We start from the raw sequence: 16,587 nt of genomic DNA, 5'->3' as shown, positions 1-16,587 counted from the left end.
GGCCATCCTTCGCCCGGCCCACGAGCCCTTCGCGGCCGGGCACCCGGGCCGTGCTGCCGGCCTTGGGCAGGGCTACCGGCTGCTGGGCCGTGCTACCGGCCCCCGGGCTGTGCTACCGGCCCCCGGTACCGGGCTGCTGAGGCGACGTCACCCCGGCGTAGGCCAGCTCCGCCAGCACGGCCTGGCCCTGTTCGCCGGGATGGAACCAGTCCCAGCCGCTCACCTCGCGCAGCGTGAAGCGGTAGTCGTGTAGGGCCCCGCCGTCGTAGCGGCAGCGCTCGGCGGCGGCGCAGACCTCGTGGAGCACGTCGTTGTACGCGTCGACGCGGTCCGAGACCTGCCGGCGCCGCGCGGTCGCCGCCTCGTCCACGGCGGCCGGGTCACGCAGCATCGTGGGGCAGATGCCGAACTGCCAGATGCGGGCGGCCAGGGCGTTGTCCCGGCCCAAGGACCACAGCCGCCGCAGGTCGGGCACGCTCGCCACGTACACCTGCGTCGAGGGCGACTTCTCCTCGAGCGTGCGCAGCGCGGCCCGGAAATCCGCCCGGAACGTGTCGGTGGGGGTCATCCCGGCCACGTCGTCGGCGCAGGCGTCGTTGGCCCCGATCAGCACGGTGACCAGATCCGGCCGGTGCGCCGCGGCCTGTGCGGCCTGCCCCGGCAGGTCGGCCATCACGGAACCGGCCACCGCGTAGTTCCACGTGCGGCCCTCGGGGTCCGCCAGGAGCCGGTCGGCGAGGCTGTCCACCTCCGGCGAGGTGCCCGTCGCCCAGGACACCTCCGGGCAGTCGGTCAGCAGTGAGCAGGCGTCGAAGGCCGTGGTGATCGAGTCGCCGAGCGCCGCTATCGAATCCGGACTGGTGTCCCAGATGGGGGTCGGACTCGGCGAGGGGCTCCGTTCCACGTAGCTCTTTCGGGTGTCGCTCTTCTCGGTTGACGGCGCTTCGGACGTACACGCGCCCGCGCCCAGGAGCAGGGCGAGTGCCGCGGCGACCACGCCTGCCCGGCCCGTGCGTCCACCCCGGTGCCGTGTCCCACGCGTCATCAGCAGCCCTCGTTCCGCGATGCTTTCCCACCGTTTTCCCCGACGGTACGCGATGCCCCGGTGCCGCCGGCGGCGGCGGTGACCTCCCCGTCGGGGGAACGGAAGCGATCAGTGCTGCGACACTTACGGCATGTCATGTGTCGTCCGTTTTGAGGAGAATGATCGCCTATGGTGTTTACTGTTCGTAACCCAGAAGCTGCTGGCCCCGTTGCTGATGGGGAACAATGGCAGGCGGCGGACTTCGAACCGCACGGGAGGTCCCGGTGACAACACGTGGCGTTCTCTATGTGCACTCCGCGCCGCGCGCGCTGTGCCCGCACGTCGAATGGGCGGTGGCCGGTGTGCTCGGCACCCGCGTCAGCCTCGACTGGATCAGACAGCCCGCGGCTCCCGGTACCTGGCGGGCGGAGCTGAGCTGGCAGGGCGATCCGGCCTCGGCCTCCAAGCTGGCCTCCGCCCTCAGAGGCTGGCACCTGCTGCGCTTCGAGGTGACGGCCGAGCCCGGCGCGGGAGCAGAGGGCGAACGTTACAGCTCCACCCCGCAGCTCGGGATCTTCCACGCGGTCACGGGCCCGCACGGCGACATCCTGATTCCCGAGGACCGGCTGCGGGCCGCGATGGAGCGTGCGGCGCGGGGCGAGACGGACCTGGCCGAGGAGGTGTCCAGGCTGCTGGGCCAGCCCTGGGACGACGAGCTGGAGACCTTCCGCCACGCCGGCGAGGGCGCCCCGGTGCGCTGGCTGCACCAGGTCGTCTGACGACGGGCGTAGGCCGACGGGCCGACGGGTGACGGCCGATCGGTGACGACGACGGGCACTCGCCCTCTTCCGGGGCCGCTCCGCCAGCCCCGCGCCTCCGGTGGCGACCTGCCGGAAGCCCGGAGGGGCGGGCCCACGGGGAAGGGGCCACACCGAGGGTGTGGCCCCTTCCCCGTGTTCTGCGGCCGTCCCGGTGCCGGCCGCCGCGGTCAGACCGTGCGGAATCCCAGGACGACGTTGTGGCCGCCGAAGCCGAAGGAGTTGTTGACGGCGGCGATCGTGCCCTCGGGGAGCGCCCGGGCCGAGCCGCGCACGATGTCCGCGTCCACCTCCGGGTCCAGCTCGTCGATGTTGATCGTCGGCGGAGCCGTGCGGTGGTACAGCGCGAGCACCGTGGCCACCGTCTCGATGCCGCCGGCCCCGCCCAGCAGGTGCCCCGTCATCGACTTCGTGGCGGAGATCGCCACCTGGTCCAGCTTGTCGCCGAGCACCTTGCGCAGGGCCTTGATTTCGGCGACGTCCCCCTGCGGGGTGGAGGTGGCGTGCGCGTTGACGTGCACGCACTGCTCCGGAGTGAGGTTTGTGCTGTCCAGCAGGTTCTGCAGGGCCGCGGCGATGCCCCGGCCGGTCGGCTCGGGCTGGGCGATGTGGTGCGCGTCCGACGACAGGCCCTGGCCCACCGCCTCGCAGTACACCCGCGCGCCGCGCCGCGCCGCGTGCTCGGCGGACTCCAGCACCACGAGCCCCGAGCCCTCGCCCATGACGAAGCCGTCGCGCGCGGTGTCGTAGGGGCGGGAGGCCTGCTCGGGCGCCTCGTTGTTCTTGGACATCGCCATCATGTTGGCGAAGGCGGCTACGGGCAGCGGGTGGACGCACGCCTCGGTGCCCCCGGCGACGACGATGTCGGCGCGGCCGGTGCGGATCATCTCCATGCCGTAGCCGATGGCCTCGGCGCCCGAGGCACATGCGCTCACCGGCGTGTGCACGCCCGCCTGGGCGTTCACCTCCAGGCTCACGTTCGCCGCCGGTCCGTTGGGCATGAGCATCGGCACGGTGTGCGGGGAGACGCGGCGGGCGCCCTTCTCCCGCAGTACGTCGTACTGGTCGAGCAGCGTCGTCACGCCGCCGATGCCGGAGGCGACGACGACGCCCACACGGGCCGGGTCCACCGCGGCACCGGGCTCGCCGGCCCGGCCCTCGAAGCCCGCGTCGGCCCAGGCCTCGCGGCTGGCGATGAGGGCCAGCTGCGCCGAGCGGTCCAGCTTGCGGGCCTGCGGGCGGGACAGCACGTCGGTCGGGTCGACGGCCGCCTGGGCGGCGATGCGGACGGGCATCTCGGCGGCCCAGTCGGCGTCGATGGGCGAGACGCCGGACCGGCCGTCTCGCAGACCTTGCCAGGTCGATGCGCTGTCGCCACCCAGCGGTGTGGTTGCGCCGATACCGGTGACGACCACGGTGCGATTGGTCGTGTTCACGGAATTCCTGTCTCCACGGGTAGGGGTTGTGACCCGCCACCCGGCAGGCCCGGGTGGCGACACACGCATAACGAGCGGGACTCAGTCCTGGTGCTTGAGGATGTAGTTGACCGCGTCGCCGACGGTCTTCAGCTCCTTGACGTCGTCGTCCGGGATCTTGACGTCGAAGCGCTCCTCGGCGGCGACCACGACCTCGACCATCGACAGCGAGTCGACGTCCAGGTCGTCGGTGAAGGACTTGCCGAGCTCGACGTCCTCCTCGGGGATACCGGCGATCTCGTTGACGATCTCGGCGAGACCCTTGACGATCTCTTCCTGCGTGGCGGCCATGTTGGGCGCTCCTTCTGCTGTTTGCGCTGATGTGTTGCGGTGAGAGTGGCCGGTCGGGCGACCGGCGGGGGTAACCGACTAGGGGAGCGTAACGACCGTCGCCGCGTACACGAGACCCGCCCCGAAGCCGATGACGAGCGCCGTGTCGCCGCTCTTGGCCTTCCCGGTCGCCAGCAGCCGCTCCATGGCGAGCGGAATCGAGGCGGCCGAGGTGTTGCCGGTGGTTTCCACGTCCCGGGCGACGGTGACGTGCTCCGGCAGCTTGAGGGTCTTCACCATCGAGTCGATGATCCGCATGTTGGCCTGGTGCGGGATGAAGACGTCCAGGTCGTCGGAGGTGATTCCGGCCGCCTCCAGCGCCTGCTGGGCGACCTTGGCCATCTCGAAGACGGCCCACCGGAAGACCGTCTGGCCCTCCTGGCGGATCGCGGGGTACTTCTCCGGCGTGCCCTCGCGGTAGACGTCCCACGGGACGGTCTGCGTGATGGTGTCGTGCTTGTCGCCCTCGGAGCCCCAGACCGTCGGCCCGATGGCCGGGGTGTCGGACGGGCCGACGACGACCGCGCCCGCGCCGTCCCCGAACAGGAACGCGGTGGAGCGGTCCGTCAGGTCGGTGAGGTCCGAGAGCCGCTCGACGCCGACGACGAGGACGTGCCGCGCGCTGCCCTCGACGATCAGACCCTTGGCAATGGTCAGACCGTAGCCGAAGCCCGCGCAGGCGGCGGAGATGTCGAAGGCCGCCGCCCCGGTGGCACCCAGCCGGTGTGCGATCTCGGTGGCCACCGACGGCGTCTGCTTGAAGTGCGAGACGGTGGAGATGATCACGGCGCCGATCTGCTCGGGGGTCAGCCCCGCGTCCGCGATGGCCTTGCCCGCCGCGTGCAGCGTCATCTCGGTGACGGTCTCGTCCGGACCCGCCCAGTGCCGGGTGGCGATGCCGGAGCGGGACCGGATCCACTCGTCGGAGGAGTCGATGTGCCGGAGGATCTCCTCGTTCGGCACGACGCGCGTCGGGCGGTAACCGCCGACGCCGACGACACGCGCGTACGGGGAGCCCTGGGCGGGCTTGATCTTCGCGGGCATGGGCTCGGTGCTCCTATTCGGCGGTGCCGTGCTCGGCGATCAGTTCACGTGCTGCGTCGAGCTGCTCGGGGGTCTTGAGCGCCAGGGTCGTGACGCCGGGCAGGGCACGCTTGGCCAGCCCGGTCAGGGTCCCGCCGGGGCACACCTCGATCAGCGCCGTGACGCCCAGCTCGCGGAACGTCTCCATGCACAGGTCCCAGCGGACGGGGCTGGCCACCTGGCCCACCAGGCGCCGCACGAAGTCCGGGCCGTCCGTGACGACCCGCCCGTCCCTGTTGGACACCAGGCGCGGTGAGGGCGTGCCGACGGCGACGTCCGCGACGGCCTGCTCCAGGGCGCTCACCGCCGGGGCCATGTGGTGGGTGTGGAACGCGCCCGCCACCTTGAGCTCGCGTACCCGGGCCTTCTCGGGCTTGTCGGCGGCGAGCGCGGCGAGCTGCTCCGCGGTCCCGGCCGCGACGATCTGGCCGGCCCCGTTGACGTTCGCGGGCGTGAGCCCGAGCTTCTCCAGGTGCGCCACGACGGCGTCGGCGTCCCCGCCGAGCACCGCCGACATGCCGGTCTCCACGACGGCCGCGGCCTCGGCCATGGCCTGGCCCCGCCGCGTCACGATCGCCATGGCGTCGTCGTCCGACAGCACACCGGCCGTCGCGGCGGCGGTCAGCTCACCGACGCTGTGGCCCGCGACGGCGCCGAGGCGCGCGGGGTCGGTGCCCTCCAGGAGGGCCCGCGTGGACACCAGCCCGGCGGCGACCAGCAGCGGCTGGGCGACGGCCGTGTCGCGGATCTCCTCCGCGTCCGCCTCGGTGCCGTAGCGCACGAGATCGAGACCGGTGATCTCGGACCACTGCTTCAGCAGGTCCGGGACGCCGGGAAGTTCGAGCCAGGGATTCAGGAAGCCGGGCGCCTGGGCGCCTTGGCCGGGAGCGACGAGTACGAGCACCCTTCCACTTTCTCTTGAGGGCGAAGGTCCCCGCCGGTGGGGACCGAGACGAAGAACGGTGAAGGGAATTGTGGACCTCGCACAAAGGCGCACGTCAAGGACGACCTGATGATGTCCGCTCGGCGAGACGCCCCAGAATCAGCGCAATACGCAGGGTGAACGCGGATCGCACATCGGAGGGCGACCATCCGGTGACGTCAGTCACACGTCGCAGCCGGTAGCGCACGGTGTTGGGGTGCACGAAGAGCATCCGGGCGGCGCCCTCCAGGCTGCTCGCCTGCTCCAGATACACGCTCAGCGTCTCCAGGAGCGCGGAGCCGGCTTCTTCCAGCGGTCTGTAGATCTCCTCCACCAGCAGCTCCCGCGCCGTGGGGTCGCCGGCCATCGCGCGCTCGGGCAGGAGATCGTCCGCCAGCACCGGACGCGGCGCGTCCGGCCACGCCGCGGCGGCCCGCAGCCCGGCTGCCGCCGCCCGCGCCGAACGCGGCGCCGAGAGCAGGTCGCCGACGACGGGACCGGCCACCACGGGACCGGCGGCGAACGGCCCGATGAGCGACTTGGCGGCCTTCAGCGGATCCTCGGAGCCCCCCGCGACGACGACCAGCCGGCTCCCCAGCACCCCGGTCAGCACCTGCAGCTTGGCGTACCGCGCGGCCCGGCGGATGGCCTCGACCGTCAGCTCGCTGTCCCCGTCCGGCGCGTTGCCCAGGACCACGCACACGTGGTCGGGGGAGTTCCACCCGAGGGCCGCGGCCCGGGAGACCGCGCCCTCGTCCGCCTCGCCGGAGAGCACCGCGTTCACCACGAGCGACTCCAGCCGCGCGTCCCAGGCGCCCCGCGCCTCGGCGGCCTGCGCGTACACCTGGGCGGTGGCGAAGGCGATCTCCCGCGCGTAGACGAGGAGGGCCTCGCGCAGCACCGCCTCGTCGCCGGGCGCGGCCACCTCGTCGATGGCGCTCTCCACGACCTCGATCGTGGTGCGGACCATCTCCACCGTCTGCCGCAGGGTGACCGCCCGGGTCAGCTCGCGCGGGGCCGTGCCGAACACGTCCGTGCTGATGGCCCGCGGGGTCTCCGGATGCCGGAACCACTCGGTGAACGCCGCGATGCCCGCCTGCGCGACCAGCCCGATCCACGAACGGTTCTCCGGGGGCATCGCCCGGTACCAGGACAGCTGCTCGTCCATGCGCGCGATGGCGGCGGCGGCCAGTTTGCCGGAGTGCTGCTGCAGCCGCCGCAGGGTGGCGGCGTGCGGGTGGTCGGACAGGTGGTTCGGCGGGATCTCAGCAGGTTCGGGCACGGGACAAGCCTGCCTTATCGGTCCGCGGTACCGGGACCGGGCCCTCCCGCCCCCACCGCGGCCAGTACGGTTGAGCGCATGCTTGACGTGCGCAGAGCGGCCGACCGGTACCGGGGCGGGGACGCCGCGGCGGGCATCGACACCCGGCACGCCTTCTCCTTCTCCGGCCACTACGACCCCGACAACACGGGCTTCGGGCTGCTCGTCGCCTGCAACGAGGAGCGGCTGGCCGCCGGAGCGGGCTTCGCCGAGCACCCCCACCGGGACCTGGAGATCGTCACCTGGGTGACGGACGGCGAGCTCACGCACACGGACTCCGCCGGGCACCGCACCGTCGTGCGCCCCGGCGACCTGCAGCGGCTCAGTGCGGGCGCGGGCGTGCGGCACGCCGAGCGCAACGAGGGCTCGGGCCCGCTGCGGTTCTGGCAGATGTGGCTGGTGCCCGACACCTTCGGCGGCACGCCGGAGTACGAGGTCGTCCGCGGCATCGCCGACGGCACCCCCTACGCGCTGGACCGCTCGCAGGCCGTCCTGCACGTCCGCCGGCTGCCCGCCCGGCGGCACACCGTCCTGCCCGCGGCCCCCTGGGCGTACCTCCAGGTGGTGCGGGGCAGCCTGGAGTTGGAGGGCTCCTGGCTCGCTGCGGCGGACGCCGCGCGCGTCAAGGGCGCCGAGGGGCTCGTGGCGACGGCCGGGCCCACCGGGGCCGAGCTGCTGGTGTGGGAGATGCACGCCGAACCGTCCTACGGGTGACGCCGCGCCGCCGTGCCGGAGAGAACACGGCGCCCGCGTCGTGACACGTTCGGGTGATCCCCAGAGACCCGGCCCAGCTCAGCCGAGCTCGGCCAGCACGGCGTCGGTGAAGGGCGGCCAGGCCTCGACCGCCCACTCGCCGAAGTCCCGGTCGGCCAGGGCCACGCAGGCCGCGCCGGCCCGGGGGTCCACCCACAGGAACGTGCCCGCCTGCCCGAAGTGGCCGAAGGTGGCGGGGGAGGAGGAGGCCCCCGTCCAGTGCGGGGACTTGTCGCCGCGGATCTCCATGCCGAGCCCCCAGTCGTTGGGGGACTGGTTGCCGTAGCCGGGCAGCACGCCGCGCAGCCCGGGGAAGGCCACGCTCGTCGCCTCGGCGTGCGTCTGCCGTGCGATCAGCGTCGGGGAGAGCAGCTCCGCCGCGAACCGGGCGAGGTCCTCGGCGGTGGAGACGGCCGCCGCCGCGGGCGTTCCGTCCAGCTCGGTGGCGGCCATGCCCAGCGGCTCCAGCACGGCCTGCCGGAGGTACTCGGCGAACGGGATGTCCGCCGCCTTCTCGACGTGGTCGCCGAGGACCTCGAAACCGGCGTTGGAGTAGATCCTGCGGGTGCCGGGCTCCGCCATGACGCGATGCTCGTCGAACGCGAGCCCCGAGGTGTGCGCGAGCAGGTGGCGCACCGTCGAGCCCCGGGGGCCGGCCGGTTCGTCCAGCTCGACCGCGCCCTCCTCGACGGCGACGAGCGCGGCGTAGGCGGTGAGCGGCTTCGTCACGGAGGCCAGCGCGAACCGGTGCCCGGTCGGGCCGTGGCCGCCGGCCACCGTGCCGTCGCCTCGCACCACCACGGCCGCCGCCGTCGTCACCGGCCAGTTGTCGATCATCCGCAGGCTGTCCATGGCACCGAGGTTACGGGACGGGTCCGAACACGCTTGCCTGGAGTGCACTCCAAGGTCCTAGCGTTCCGTTCATGACCGTGCTGGAGACGGAGAACACCACCCAGGACACCGCGCCCGACGCCGTGCCGGCCGCCGCGCCCGACACCGCGACGGACGCCGTGCCCGACGGCCGGGCCGCCCCGGGCCGACCCTGCCCGGCCGACGACTTCCCGCACCCGCGCCCCGACGGCGCCGACCGCTACACCATCAGCGAGGTCGCCGCGCTGACCGGCCTGAGCGCCCACACCCTGCGCTGGTACGAGCGGATCGGCCTGATGCCGCACATCGACCGCTCCCACACCGGGCAGCGCCGCTTCACCAACCGGGACCTCGACTGGCTCTCGCTGGTGGGCAAGCTCCGGCTGACCGGGATGCCCGTGGCCGACATGGTCCGCTACGCGGAGCTGGTCCGGGCGGGCGCCCACACCTACGCCGAGCGCCTGGAGCTGCTCGTCGCGACCCGCGCCGACGTCCGGCGCCGGGTCGCCGAACTCCAGGAGACGCTCGCCGTGCTCGACTTCAAGATCGACATCTACGCCGGTGCCCGGCAGGGCCCGCAGGAGAGGCAGGGAACCGACCGATGAACCCCGCAGCCCCGCAGCCCCCCGAGGCCGCCCAGCAGCCCCCGTTGCCCCGCGTCCAGCTCGGCGGCGGGCTCGCCGTCGGCGCCCAGGGCCTCGGCTGCATGGGCATGAGCTTCGCCTACGGCCCCACCGACGCCGCCCAGGCCGAGGCCGCCCTCACCCGCGCCCTCGAACGCGGCGTCACCCTCCTCGACACCGCCGACATGTACGGCTTCGGCGCCAATGAGGAGTTCCTCGCCCCCTTCGTCCGGGCCCACCGCGACGAGATCGTCCTCGCCACCAAGTTCGGCATCGTGCTCGACCGCGACGATCCGTCCACCCGCGGCATCCGCAACGACCGTGCCTACCTGCGCGCCTGCGTCGAGGGCAGCCTGCGCCGGCTGGGAGTCGACGTCATCGACCTCTACTACCTGCACCGCCGCGACCCGGGAACGCCCATCGAGGAGACGGTCGGGGCCATGGCCGAGCTCGTCGCCGAGGGCAAGGTGCGGGCCCTGGGCCTCAGCGAGGTCACCGGCCCCGAACTGCGCGCCGCGCACGCCGTCCACCCCATCGCCGCCCTGCAGTCCGAGTGATCCGTCTTCAGCCGCGACGTCGAGCGCACCGCCGTGCCCGCCGCCCGCGAGCTGGGCGTCGCCTTCGTGCCGTACTCCCCGCTGGGCCGCGGCTTCCTCACCGGCTCCTTCGTCCGCGCCGACCAGGAGCTGACCAGCGACGACTTCCGCCGCACCCTGCCGCGCTTCACCGGGGACAACGCCACCGCCAACGCCGCGCTGCTGGAGCCGCTGCGGGCCATCGCCGCCCGCCGCGGCCTGACCCCCGGGCAGGTCGCCCTGGCCTGGGTGCACCGGCAGGCGACGGTCCACGGGCTGACCGTCGTGCCCATACCCGGAACCCGGCGGGCCGAGCGCGTGACGGAGAACACCGCGGCCGCGCACGTCGAGCTGACGGCGGCCGAGCTGGCCGCGCTGGAGCCGCTGGCCGCCCAGGTCGCCGGGGACCGGTACGCGGACATGGCGTTCACCAGCGCCGGGCGCGAGTAGCTCCGCCGCCCCGGAGGGGCGCGGGCACCGCGGACCCGGCCGGAGCGCGCCCTGGGTCTGTGACGCGCAGGCAGGGCGCCCCTTCTGCCCGGGGACGCCCGGTGCCGTGGGCTGCGCTTGCCGGCCTGCGCCTCCGGCGCGGACCTCCCCAGCGCGCGCCGCTCACAGTTCGGCGAGCAGATCCGCCTTCTTCACGGAGAACTCCTCCTCCGTGAGCAGACCCGCCTCGTGCAGGCGGCCGAGGTGGCGTATGCGCTCGGCGATGTCGGCCGGGTCGGCCCGCAGCGCGCCCGGCGCCCCCGCGCTCCGGGCGCCGGAGCCGCCCCGGGCGCCCGCGGCCCGCTGCTCCCGCTCCGCGCCCCGCTCGGACCGGACGGCGGCCAGTACCGCGGCGGCCAGCGGCAGCGACTCGTGCACCAGCCCGTACCCGAGCCCGAAGACCACGGCGGCCGGGTCCTGGTCGGGCTCGCCGGGGCGGACGTCCCGGCCCTCCCCGGCGCGCCGCAGCAGCCTGAGGTGGCCGCCCAGCACCTCCGGCGAGCGCCACTCCACACCCTCCAGCTCGCTCACGTCGAAGAACTGGTCCCCGGCCTTCCACTTCGCCGAGGAGGCCCCGGTCCAGAACCAGCGGAAGGAGACCGTCGTGCCGTCGAACGCCGCCTTGCCGTCGTACGCCTTGAACTGCAACGGCGGCTCGGGCGCCCGGACCAGGTGCTCGTCGGCGGGGTGTCCGGCGTCCGGGGTCAGCACGCCGCGCAGCTCCGTGGCGTAGTAGTCGGCCGGCGCCTCGCGCTCGGCCGGAAGGACCAGCCGGTACGGGTCGCAGCCCGTCCTGAGCTGGCCGGCCGCGGCCTCCAGCAGCGGGTCGGCCCCCTCGCGCAGCACCACCCGGAGCGCCACCGTGCCCCGCCGCGCGCCCGGGCTCAGCTCCACGCCGGCCAGCGCCGCGTACGGCACGCGGCGCTCACGGAGCACCTGGAACAGTTTCGGCGTGCGAATCCCCCGTTCGAAGCGGATGAGCACGGAGTCGGTGTCGAACTCCCAGGCGGAGTGGATTCCGGCCAGCACATCACCCATGTGGCCCATCGTAAGCGGCGGGAGCCCGCCCGTCCCGTGTACCGCGCGGCGGAATCAGCGCAGTTCAGCGGAATGGTAGGCCCCGGTTCCGACGGCCGCCAGGTTCTCCAGGCTGCCGGTGCCCGGCACGAAGTAGCCCGTGTGCCCCTCGGCGCCGTCCGTCGTCAGCCGCCGCGCGCCGAACGACTCCGACATCGGGTCGGGGCCGTGCCCCAGGCCGCCGAGGCTCAGATGCGGGACGTCGCCGATCCAGTCGTCGGACGTGCGCATCGCCCACACCCGGACCTCTCTGCCCAGGTCACGGGCCGATCCGGCCCGCACCCCCGGGCTGCCGGCGACCGCGACGTCGGTGATCCGGCCCGGCGCGTCGGGCACGGCCAGCCCGCACACGACGGACCCGTAGCTGTGGCACAGCAGCGCGACCCCGCCCTCGCCCGGCAGGGCGGACAGCAGGGCGAGGAGCCGCCCCGCCCCCGCCCGGGCCAGCTCCCCGGTCGCGGTGTCCACGCTGGTCCCCCGGGGTGCTGTGTAGTCCGCCCAGGCGATCGTCGCCGTCCGCATCGCCGGTGCCGCCGCCCGCTGCTCCTCGTGCAGCGCCTCGGCCATCCCGGCGGGCGCCGCGTACTTCATCCGGGTGCGCTCGAAGGTCAGCAGGTCCACGTCGGCCCCCGGCACCACGACCGAGATCCGTTCCGCCCGCTCCAGATCGCCGAAGACCTCCGCGGCCCGGCCGAGTCCGGTCGGGTCGAAGGCCAGGATCTGCCGCCCCTCCTCCAGCATCGAGTCGAACCGGTGCATCCTGCGCCCCGCGGTGTGCCGGCCCGTCGGGCTCAGCCGCTCGTCGGCGTGCCGGCGGCGCTCCCGCTCGGCGGCCTCCGTCAGCGCGACCCGGTTGGCCCGGTAGCGCAGCCCCACGGGGACACCGTTCAGGTTCCCCACCACCAGGGCGTGCCGGTCGGCCAGCCGCCGCCGCTGCCCGGGGGTGAGCGCGTCGAAGAACGCGGCGACCCGCGTGGGAGCGGCGTCGACGTCGGGCAGGTCGCGGCCCGCGATCGTGCCCTGTTCCCAGGCCGTCAACGCCGCGGTCCGGGCGCCGGGGGTGCCGTTCTGCATCTGCCGGGCCGTCCAGCCCGTCGTCACCAGCAGCACGAAGACGACGGCCACGGCCAGCAGGAAGCGCGAGAGGGTGAAGCCGCCCGCCGTGCCGTCGGGGGACGGCACGGCGGCCGGGGTGCCGGCGGCCGGAGTGTGCGGGTGCGAAAAGGACATCACTGGAGCCACACCCTAGAAGACGCGTGGGTGTGATCACGGGGCTCCGTGACGTACCTCACGTTTGAGGGGGCCGCGATGCCCGCGATCACTTCCGCCGGCGCGAACGGCAGATCCGTCGCGGTTCCGCGGCGGCGCGGGTGCCGCCCCACTCGGCGAACAGCTCCGGGTTCAGCTCGTCCAGACAGCGCCGCGCGTCCTGCCGGGCGCTCTCGACGGTGACGTCCTCTCCCTGCGCCCACTGGTGCATGGCGACGTGGACGACCGCCGAGAAGGCGGCGACCAGTACCCGTGGCCGCGGGTCGGTGCGCGGGTCGAGGCCCTCCCGCGCGGCGATGATCTGCGCCAGCCGCTGCTCCAGCTCCAGCGAGCGCCGCAGGTGCTCGGCCGTGAGCACCGGGGTCGTCTCGATCTGGTGCCACATGCGCATGTGCAGGTCGATGGGCACGATGCGCTCGATCGCCTCGCCGATGCCGTCCCAGCCGTCCTCGACGGCCTGGCGCAGCGCGACGACCGGGGCCTCGTCCGCCGGACGCGCCCGCAGGGCCTCGATGTAGCGCTCCTCGATCATCATCTGGATCGCGAACGCCGCCTCGTCCTTGCCCGAGAAGTAGCGGAAGAACGTGCGCTGGGACACCTCCACGGCGGCGGCGATCTCGTCGACCGTCGTCTCCTCGTACCCCCGCGAGACGAACAGCTCGTTCGCCGCCCGCAGCAACGCGTCCCGGGTGCGCTGTTTCTTGCGCTCGCGCAGTCCGGTCACGGTGGCACCTCCTGAGTGTTCGAGCAGCTCAGGGTACGGGAACGGCCCCCGGCGCCCCCACCGCGTGGGGCACCGGGGGCCGCGCGCCGCGCCCCCGCCGGGCGAGGCCTACGCCTCCCCGCCGGCCGAACCCGGGTCGGCCGCCCGCACGTCCAGGAGCTGGTACCGGTCGATGGCCTGCTTCAGCGCCGAGCGGTCCACCTGGCCGGCCCGCGCCAGCTCCGTCAGCACCGCGAGCACGATCGACTGCGCGTCGATGTGGAAGAAGCGCCGCGCCGCGCCGCGGGTGTCGGCGAAGCCGAAGCCGTCCGCGCCGAGCGACTGGTACGTCCCCGGCACCCAGCGGGCGATCTGGTCCGGAACGGAGCGCATCCAGTCCGAGACGGCCACGACCGGGCCCTCCGCGTCCCGCAGGGCGCGGGTCACGTACGGCACCTGCTGCTCCTCCTCCGGGTGCAGGAGGTTGTGCTCCTCGGCCGCGACCGCATCCCGGCGCAGCTCGTTCCAGGACGTGGCCGACCACACGTCCGCCCGCACGCCCCAGTCCTCGGCGAGGATCCGCTGGGCCTCCAGCGCCCAGCCCATCGCCACGCCCGAGGCGAGGATCTGGGCCGGCTGCTGGCCGCGCTCCCCGGCCCGGTAGCGGTACAGGCCGCGCAGGATGCCCTCGGCGTCCACGCCCTCGGGCTCGGCGGGCTGGTGGATGGGTTCGTTGTAGACGGTGAGGTAGTAGAAGACGTCCTCCGACTCCTCCCCGTACATCCGCCGCAGCCCGTCCCTGACGATGTGCGCGATCTCGAACCCGAACGCCGGGTCGTAGGCGACGCACGCGGGGTTCGTCGACGCCAGGAGCTGGGAGTGACCGTCGGCGTGCTGAAGCCCCTCACCCGTGAGGGTGGTCCGCCCGGCGGTCGCCCCGAGGACGAAGCCCCGGGTGAGCTGGTCGGCCATCTGCCAGAACTGGTCCCCGGTGCGCTGGAACCCGAACATCGAGTAGAAGACGTAGACCGGGATCAGGTGCTCGTGGTGCGTCGCGTACGCCGAGCCCGCCGCGATCAGCGAGGCCGCGCAGCCGGCCTCGGAGATGCCGTCGTGCAGCATCTGCCCGGTCGGCGACTCCTTGTAGGCGAGCAGCAGCTCGCGGTCCACCGACTCGTACGTCTGCCCCAGCGGGCTGTAGATCTTGGCCGTGGGGAAGAGCGAGTCCATGCCGAACGTGCGGTACTCGTCCGGGGCGATCGGCACGAAGCGCTTGCCGATCGCCTTGTCCTTCATCAGGTCCCGCAGCAGCCGGACGAAAGCCATCGTCGTCGCGACCTGCTGGTTGCCCGAGCCCTTCTTCAGCGCCGCGTAGGCCTCCTCGCCCGGCAGCGCGAGCGGCTTCGCCCGCACCACCCGGGTCGGCACGTAGCCGCCCAGGGAGTGGCGGCGGTCGTGCATGTACTGGATCTCCTCGGAGTCCCGGCCGGGGTGGTAGTAGGGCGGCGGGCCGTTCTCCAGGTCCTTGTCGGCGATCGGGAGGTGCAGCCGGTCGCGGAAGTGCTTGAGGTCGTCGACCGTCAGCTTCTTCATCTGGTGGGTGGCGTTGCGGCCCTCGAAGTTCGGTCCCAGCGTCCAGCCCTTGATCGTCTGCGCCAGGATGACCGTCGGCTGGCCCCTGTGTTCCCGGGCCGCCTTGAACGCCGCGTACACCTTGCGGTGGTCGTGGCCGCCGCGGCCCAGGTGGAGGAGCTGGTCGTCGGTCATGTCCTCGACCATCGCCCGCAGCCGGTGGTCGTCGCCGAAGAAGTGCTCGCGGATGTAGGCGCCGGTCTCGGTCGCGTACGTCTGGAACTGGCCGTCGGGCGTGGTGTTGAGCCGGTTGACCAGCACGCCGTCCCGGTCCTGGGCCAGGAGCGGGTCCCAGGAGCGGTCCCAGATCAGCTTGATGACGTTCCAGCCGGCCCCGCGGAACTGCGACTCCAGCTCCTGGATGATCTTGCCGTTGCCGCGCACCGGCCCGTCGAGCCGCTGCAGGTTGCAGTTGACGACGAACGTGAGGTTGTCCAGCCCCTCCCGGGCCGCCAGCGAGAGCTGGCCGAGCGACTCGGGCTCGTCCATCTCGCCGTCGCCGAGGAAGGCGTAGACGTGGGAGCGGGAGGTGTCCGCGATGCCGCGCGCCTCCATGTAGCGGTTCATCCGCGCCTGGTAGATCGCGCCGATCGGGCCGAGGCCCATGGAGACCGTCGGGAACTCCCAGAAGTCCGGCATGGAGCGCGGGTGCGGGTAGCTCGACAGGCCGTTCGGGAAGGCCGACTTCTCCTGCCGGAAGCCGTCGAGCTGGGCCTCGGTGAGCCGGTCCAGCAGGAAGGCGCGGGCGTAGATGCCCGGGGAGGCATGACCCTGGAAGAAGACCTGGTCCCCGCCGTCGCCCTCGTCCTTGCCCCGGAAGAAGTGGTTGAAGCCCACGTCGTAGAGGGAGGCGGAGGAGGCGAAGGTGGCGATGTGGCCGCCGACCCCGATGCCCGGACGCTGGGCGCGCGAGACCATGACGGCCGCGTTCCAGCGGGTGGCGTTCAGGATCTTGCGCTCGATCTCCTCGTTCCCGGGGAAGAACGGCTCGTCCTTGGTGGCGATGGTGTTGACGTAGTCCGTGCTGCGCATCTCCGGCACGGCCACCCGGCGGGCGCGGGCGCGCTCGATGAGACGGAGCATGAGATAGCGGGCACGTTCCCTGCCCCGCTCGTCGACGGCCGCGTCGAGCGAGTCGAGCCACTCCCGGGTCTCCTCGGGATCAAAGTCCGGGACCTGGCTGGGAAGGCCGCCAATGATGATCGGGTTGCGATCGGATGCGGAAGCCACGCTGTTCCTTCGCTGCTCGGTAGTGCACTGCTGGTGTCGCGCCGACTCCATCGTCCATCGCGGGCCCGTCCACGTCACCTCTACTCGGAGGTAACCGGTGGGTTCCCGCGCCGGGCGGCGCGTCGGCGGCCGCGGCCGGCCGCACCGGTCGGCCAAATCGCAACGATACGCCCACGGGGGTCTTGTCTCGCTTATGAGCGGGTAGGGGAGCAATCGTGGCCTACCGGGTCCCCTGGGGGCCGGTGGAGCCGGTTCCACCGGCGCCCCCGCCGCCGTCCGGCGTCGCCGTCACTGTCCGAACTGCGGCGACACGTCACCGTTTGGGCCGACTGAACGGCCAGGTACTTGCGCGATCCGCCCCGCACGTGTGGACTACGGCCAAGTACCTCGCGT

The 16,587-nt window shown here is 73.1% G+C and carries 14 protein-coding genes and 1 pseudogene; 4 read left to right on the top strand and 11 right to left on the bottom strand.

Annotated features, from left to right (window positions below; translation table 11 throughout):
• Positions 1–112: 112 nt before the first annotated feature.
• A complete protein-coding gene (locus O7609_RS05145; protein WP_269733723.1) occupies positions 113–1,045 on the bottom strand; it encodes an SGNH/GDSL hydrolase family protein in 933 nt (310 codons plus the stop codon).
• A 263-nt stretch (positions 1,046–1,308) separates the two neighbouring features.
• Here O7609_RS05145 and O7609_RS05140 point away from each other — a divergent pair, with 263 nt between their 5' ends.
• Entirely contained in the window at positions 1,309–1,803 is a 495-nt protein-coding gene (locus O7609_RS05140) for a DUF3145 domain-containing protein (RefSeq protein WP_269733722.1), read from the top strand.
• Between the two features lie 209 nt (positions 1,804–2,012).
• Here O7609_RS05140 and O7609_RS05135 read toward each other — a convergent pair whose 3' ends face one another.
• From O7609_RS05135 to O7609_RS05115, 5 genes are all read right to left on the bottom strand, one after another.
• Entirely contained in the window at positions 2,013–3,278 is a 1,266-nt protein-coding gene (locus O7609_RS05135; protein WP_269733721.1) for a beta-ketoacyl-[acyl-carrier-protein] synthase family protein, read from the bottom strand.
• Between the two features lie 81 nt (positions 3,279–3,359).
• Positions 3,360–3,608 (bottom strand): acyl carrier protein, encoded by a 249-nt coding sequence (locus tag O7609_RS05130; RefSeq protein ID WP_219092272.1) that lies wholly within the window; start codon positions 3,606–3,608, stop codon positions 3,360–3,362.
• A gap of 78 nt (positions 3,609–3,686) precedes the next feature.
• Complete coding sequence (locus tag O7609_RS05125) at positions 3,687–4,691, bottom strand: ketoacyl-ACP synthase III (RefSeq protein WP_269733720.1); 1,005 nt, start codon at positions 4,689–4,691, stop codon at positions 3,687–3,689.
• A 13-nt stretch (positions 4,692–4,704) separates the two neighbouring features.
• On the bottom strand, positions 4,705–5,634 hold the full coding sequence (locus O7609_RS05120; RefSeq protein WP_269733719.1) for an ACP S-malonyltransferase: 930 nt from the start codon (positions 5,632–5,634) through the stop codon (positions 4,705–4,707).
• 94 nt (positions 5,635–5,728) lie between these two features.
• Positions 5,729–6,934 carry a PucR family transcriptional regulator gene (locus tag O7609_RS05115; protein WP_269743135.1) on the bottom strand — a complete coding sequence of 402 codons (1,206 nt, stop codon included), beginning with the start codon at positions 6,932–6,934 and terminating at the stop codon, positions 5,729–5,731.
• A gap of 78 nt (positions 6,935–7,012) precedes the next feature.
• Between O7609_RS05115 and O7609_RS05110 the strand changes: the two genes are divergently transcribed.
• A complete protein-coding gene (locus O7609_RS05110) occupies positions 7,013–7,687 on the top strand; it encodes a pirin family protein (protein WP_269733717.1) in 675 nt (224 codons plus the stop codon).
• Between the two features lie 78 nt (positions 7,688–7,765).
• Here O7609_RS05110 and O7609_RS05105 read toward each other — a convergent pair whose 3' ends face one another.
• Positions 7,766–8,578 (bottom strand): serine hydrolase domain-containing protein, encoded by an 813-nt coding sequence (locus O7609_RS05105; protein ID WP_269743133.1) that lies wholly within the window; start codon positions 8,576–8,578, stop codon positions 7,766–7,768.
• A gap of 71 nt (positions 8,579–8,649) precedes the next feature.
• On the opposite strand from O7609_RS05105, the gene O7609_RS05100 reads away from it, so the two are divergent.
• Complete coding sequence (locus O7609_RS05100; RefSeq protein WP_269733715.1) at positions 8,650–9,201, top strand: MerR family transcriptional regulator; 552 nt, start codon at positions 8,650–8,652, stop codon at positions 9,199–9,201.
• A gap of 101 nt (positions 9,202–9,302) precedes the next feature.
• Positions 9,303–10,244: pseudogene (locus O7609_RS05095) on the top strand (aldo/keto reductase).
• Between the two features lie 162 nt (positions 10,245–10,406).
• Here the strand turns inward: O7609_RS05095 and O7609_RS05090 are convergent.
• From O7609_RS05090 to aceE, 4 genes are all read right to left on the bottom strand, one after another.
• Entirely contained in the window at positions 10,407–11,330 is a 924-nt protein-coding gene (locus O7609_RS05090) for a DUF4429 domain-containing protein (RefSeq protein ID WP_269743132.1), read from the bottom strand.
• Between the two features lie 45 nt (positions 11,331–11,375).
• The gene (locus O7609_RS05085) at positions 11,376–12,590 is read right to left on the bottom strand and encodes an alpha/beta hydrolase (RefSeq protein WP_269743131.1); all 1,215 of its coding nucleotides are present in this window, start codon (positions 12,588–12,590) and stop codon (positions 11,376–11,378) included.
• An 88-nt stretch (positions 12,591–12,678) separates the two neighbouring features.
• Positions 12,679–13,353, bottom strand: coding sequence for a TetR family transcriptional regulator (locus O7609_RS05080; protein WP_269733712.1), 675 nt, complete (start codon positions 13,351–13,353; stop codon positions 12,679–12,681).
• Positions 13,354–13,461: 108 nt separating this feature from the next.
• Positions 13,462–16,194 carry a pyruvate dehydrogenase (acetyl-transferring), homodimeric type gene (gene aceE, locus O7609_RS05075; protein ID WP_269733711.1) on the bottom strand — a complete coding sequence of 911 codons (2,733 nt, stop codon included), beginning with the start codon at positions 16,192–16,194 and terminating at the stop codon, positions 13,462–13,464.
• Between the last annotated feature and the right edge of the window lie 393 nt (positions 16,195–16,587).

This window comes from Streptomyces sp. WMMC1477 (genome assembly GCF_027460245.1).
In the GTDB taxonomy this organism is placed as follows: Bacteria; Actinomycetota; Actinomycetes; order Streptomycetales; family Streptomycetaceae; genus Streptomyces.
The sequence above is the reverse complement of the archived record's forward strand: the minus strand, read 5'-3'. Positions and strand labels throughout refer to the sequence as shown.

Coding starts and splice junctions, on each gene's coding strand:
- O7609_RS05130 (WP_219092272.1), bottom strand. CDS start 3,608: ATGGCCGCCACGCAGGAAGAGATCGTCAAGGGTCTCGCCGAGATCGTC.
- O7609_RS05090 (WP_269743132.1), bottom strand. CDS start 11,330: ATGGGCCACATGGGTGATGTGCTGGCCGGAATCCACTCCGCCTGGGAG.
- O7609_RS05100 (WP_269733715.1), top strand. CDS start 8,650: ATGACCGTGCTGGAGACGGAGAACACCACCCAGGACACCGCGCCCGAC.
- O7609_RS05110 (WP_269733717.1), top strand. CDS start 7,013: ATGCTTGACGTGCGCAGAGCGGCCGACCGGTACCGGGGCGGGGACGCC.
- O7609_RS05125 (WP_269733720.1), bottom strand. CDS start 4,691: ATGCCCGCGAAGATCAAGCCCGCCCAGGGCTCCCCGTACGCGCGTGTC.
- O7609_RS05145 (WP_269733723.1), bottom strand. CDS start 1,045: ATGACGCGTGGGACACGGCACCGGGGTGGACGCACGGGCCGGGCAGGC.
- O7609_RS05085 (WP_269743131.1), bottom strand. CDS start 12,590: ATGTCCTTTTCGCACCCGCACACTCCGGCCGCCGGCACCCCGGCCGCC.
- O7609_RS05105 (WP_269743133.1), bottom strand. CDS start 8,578: ATGGACAGCCTGCGGATGATCGACAACTGGCCGGTGACGACGGCGGCG.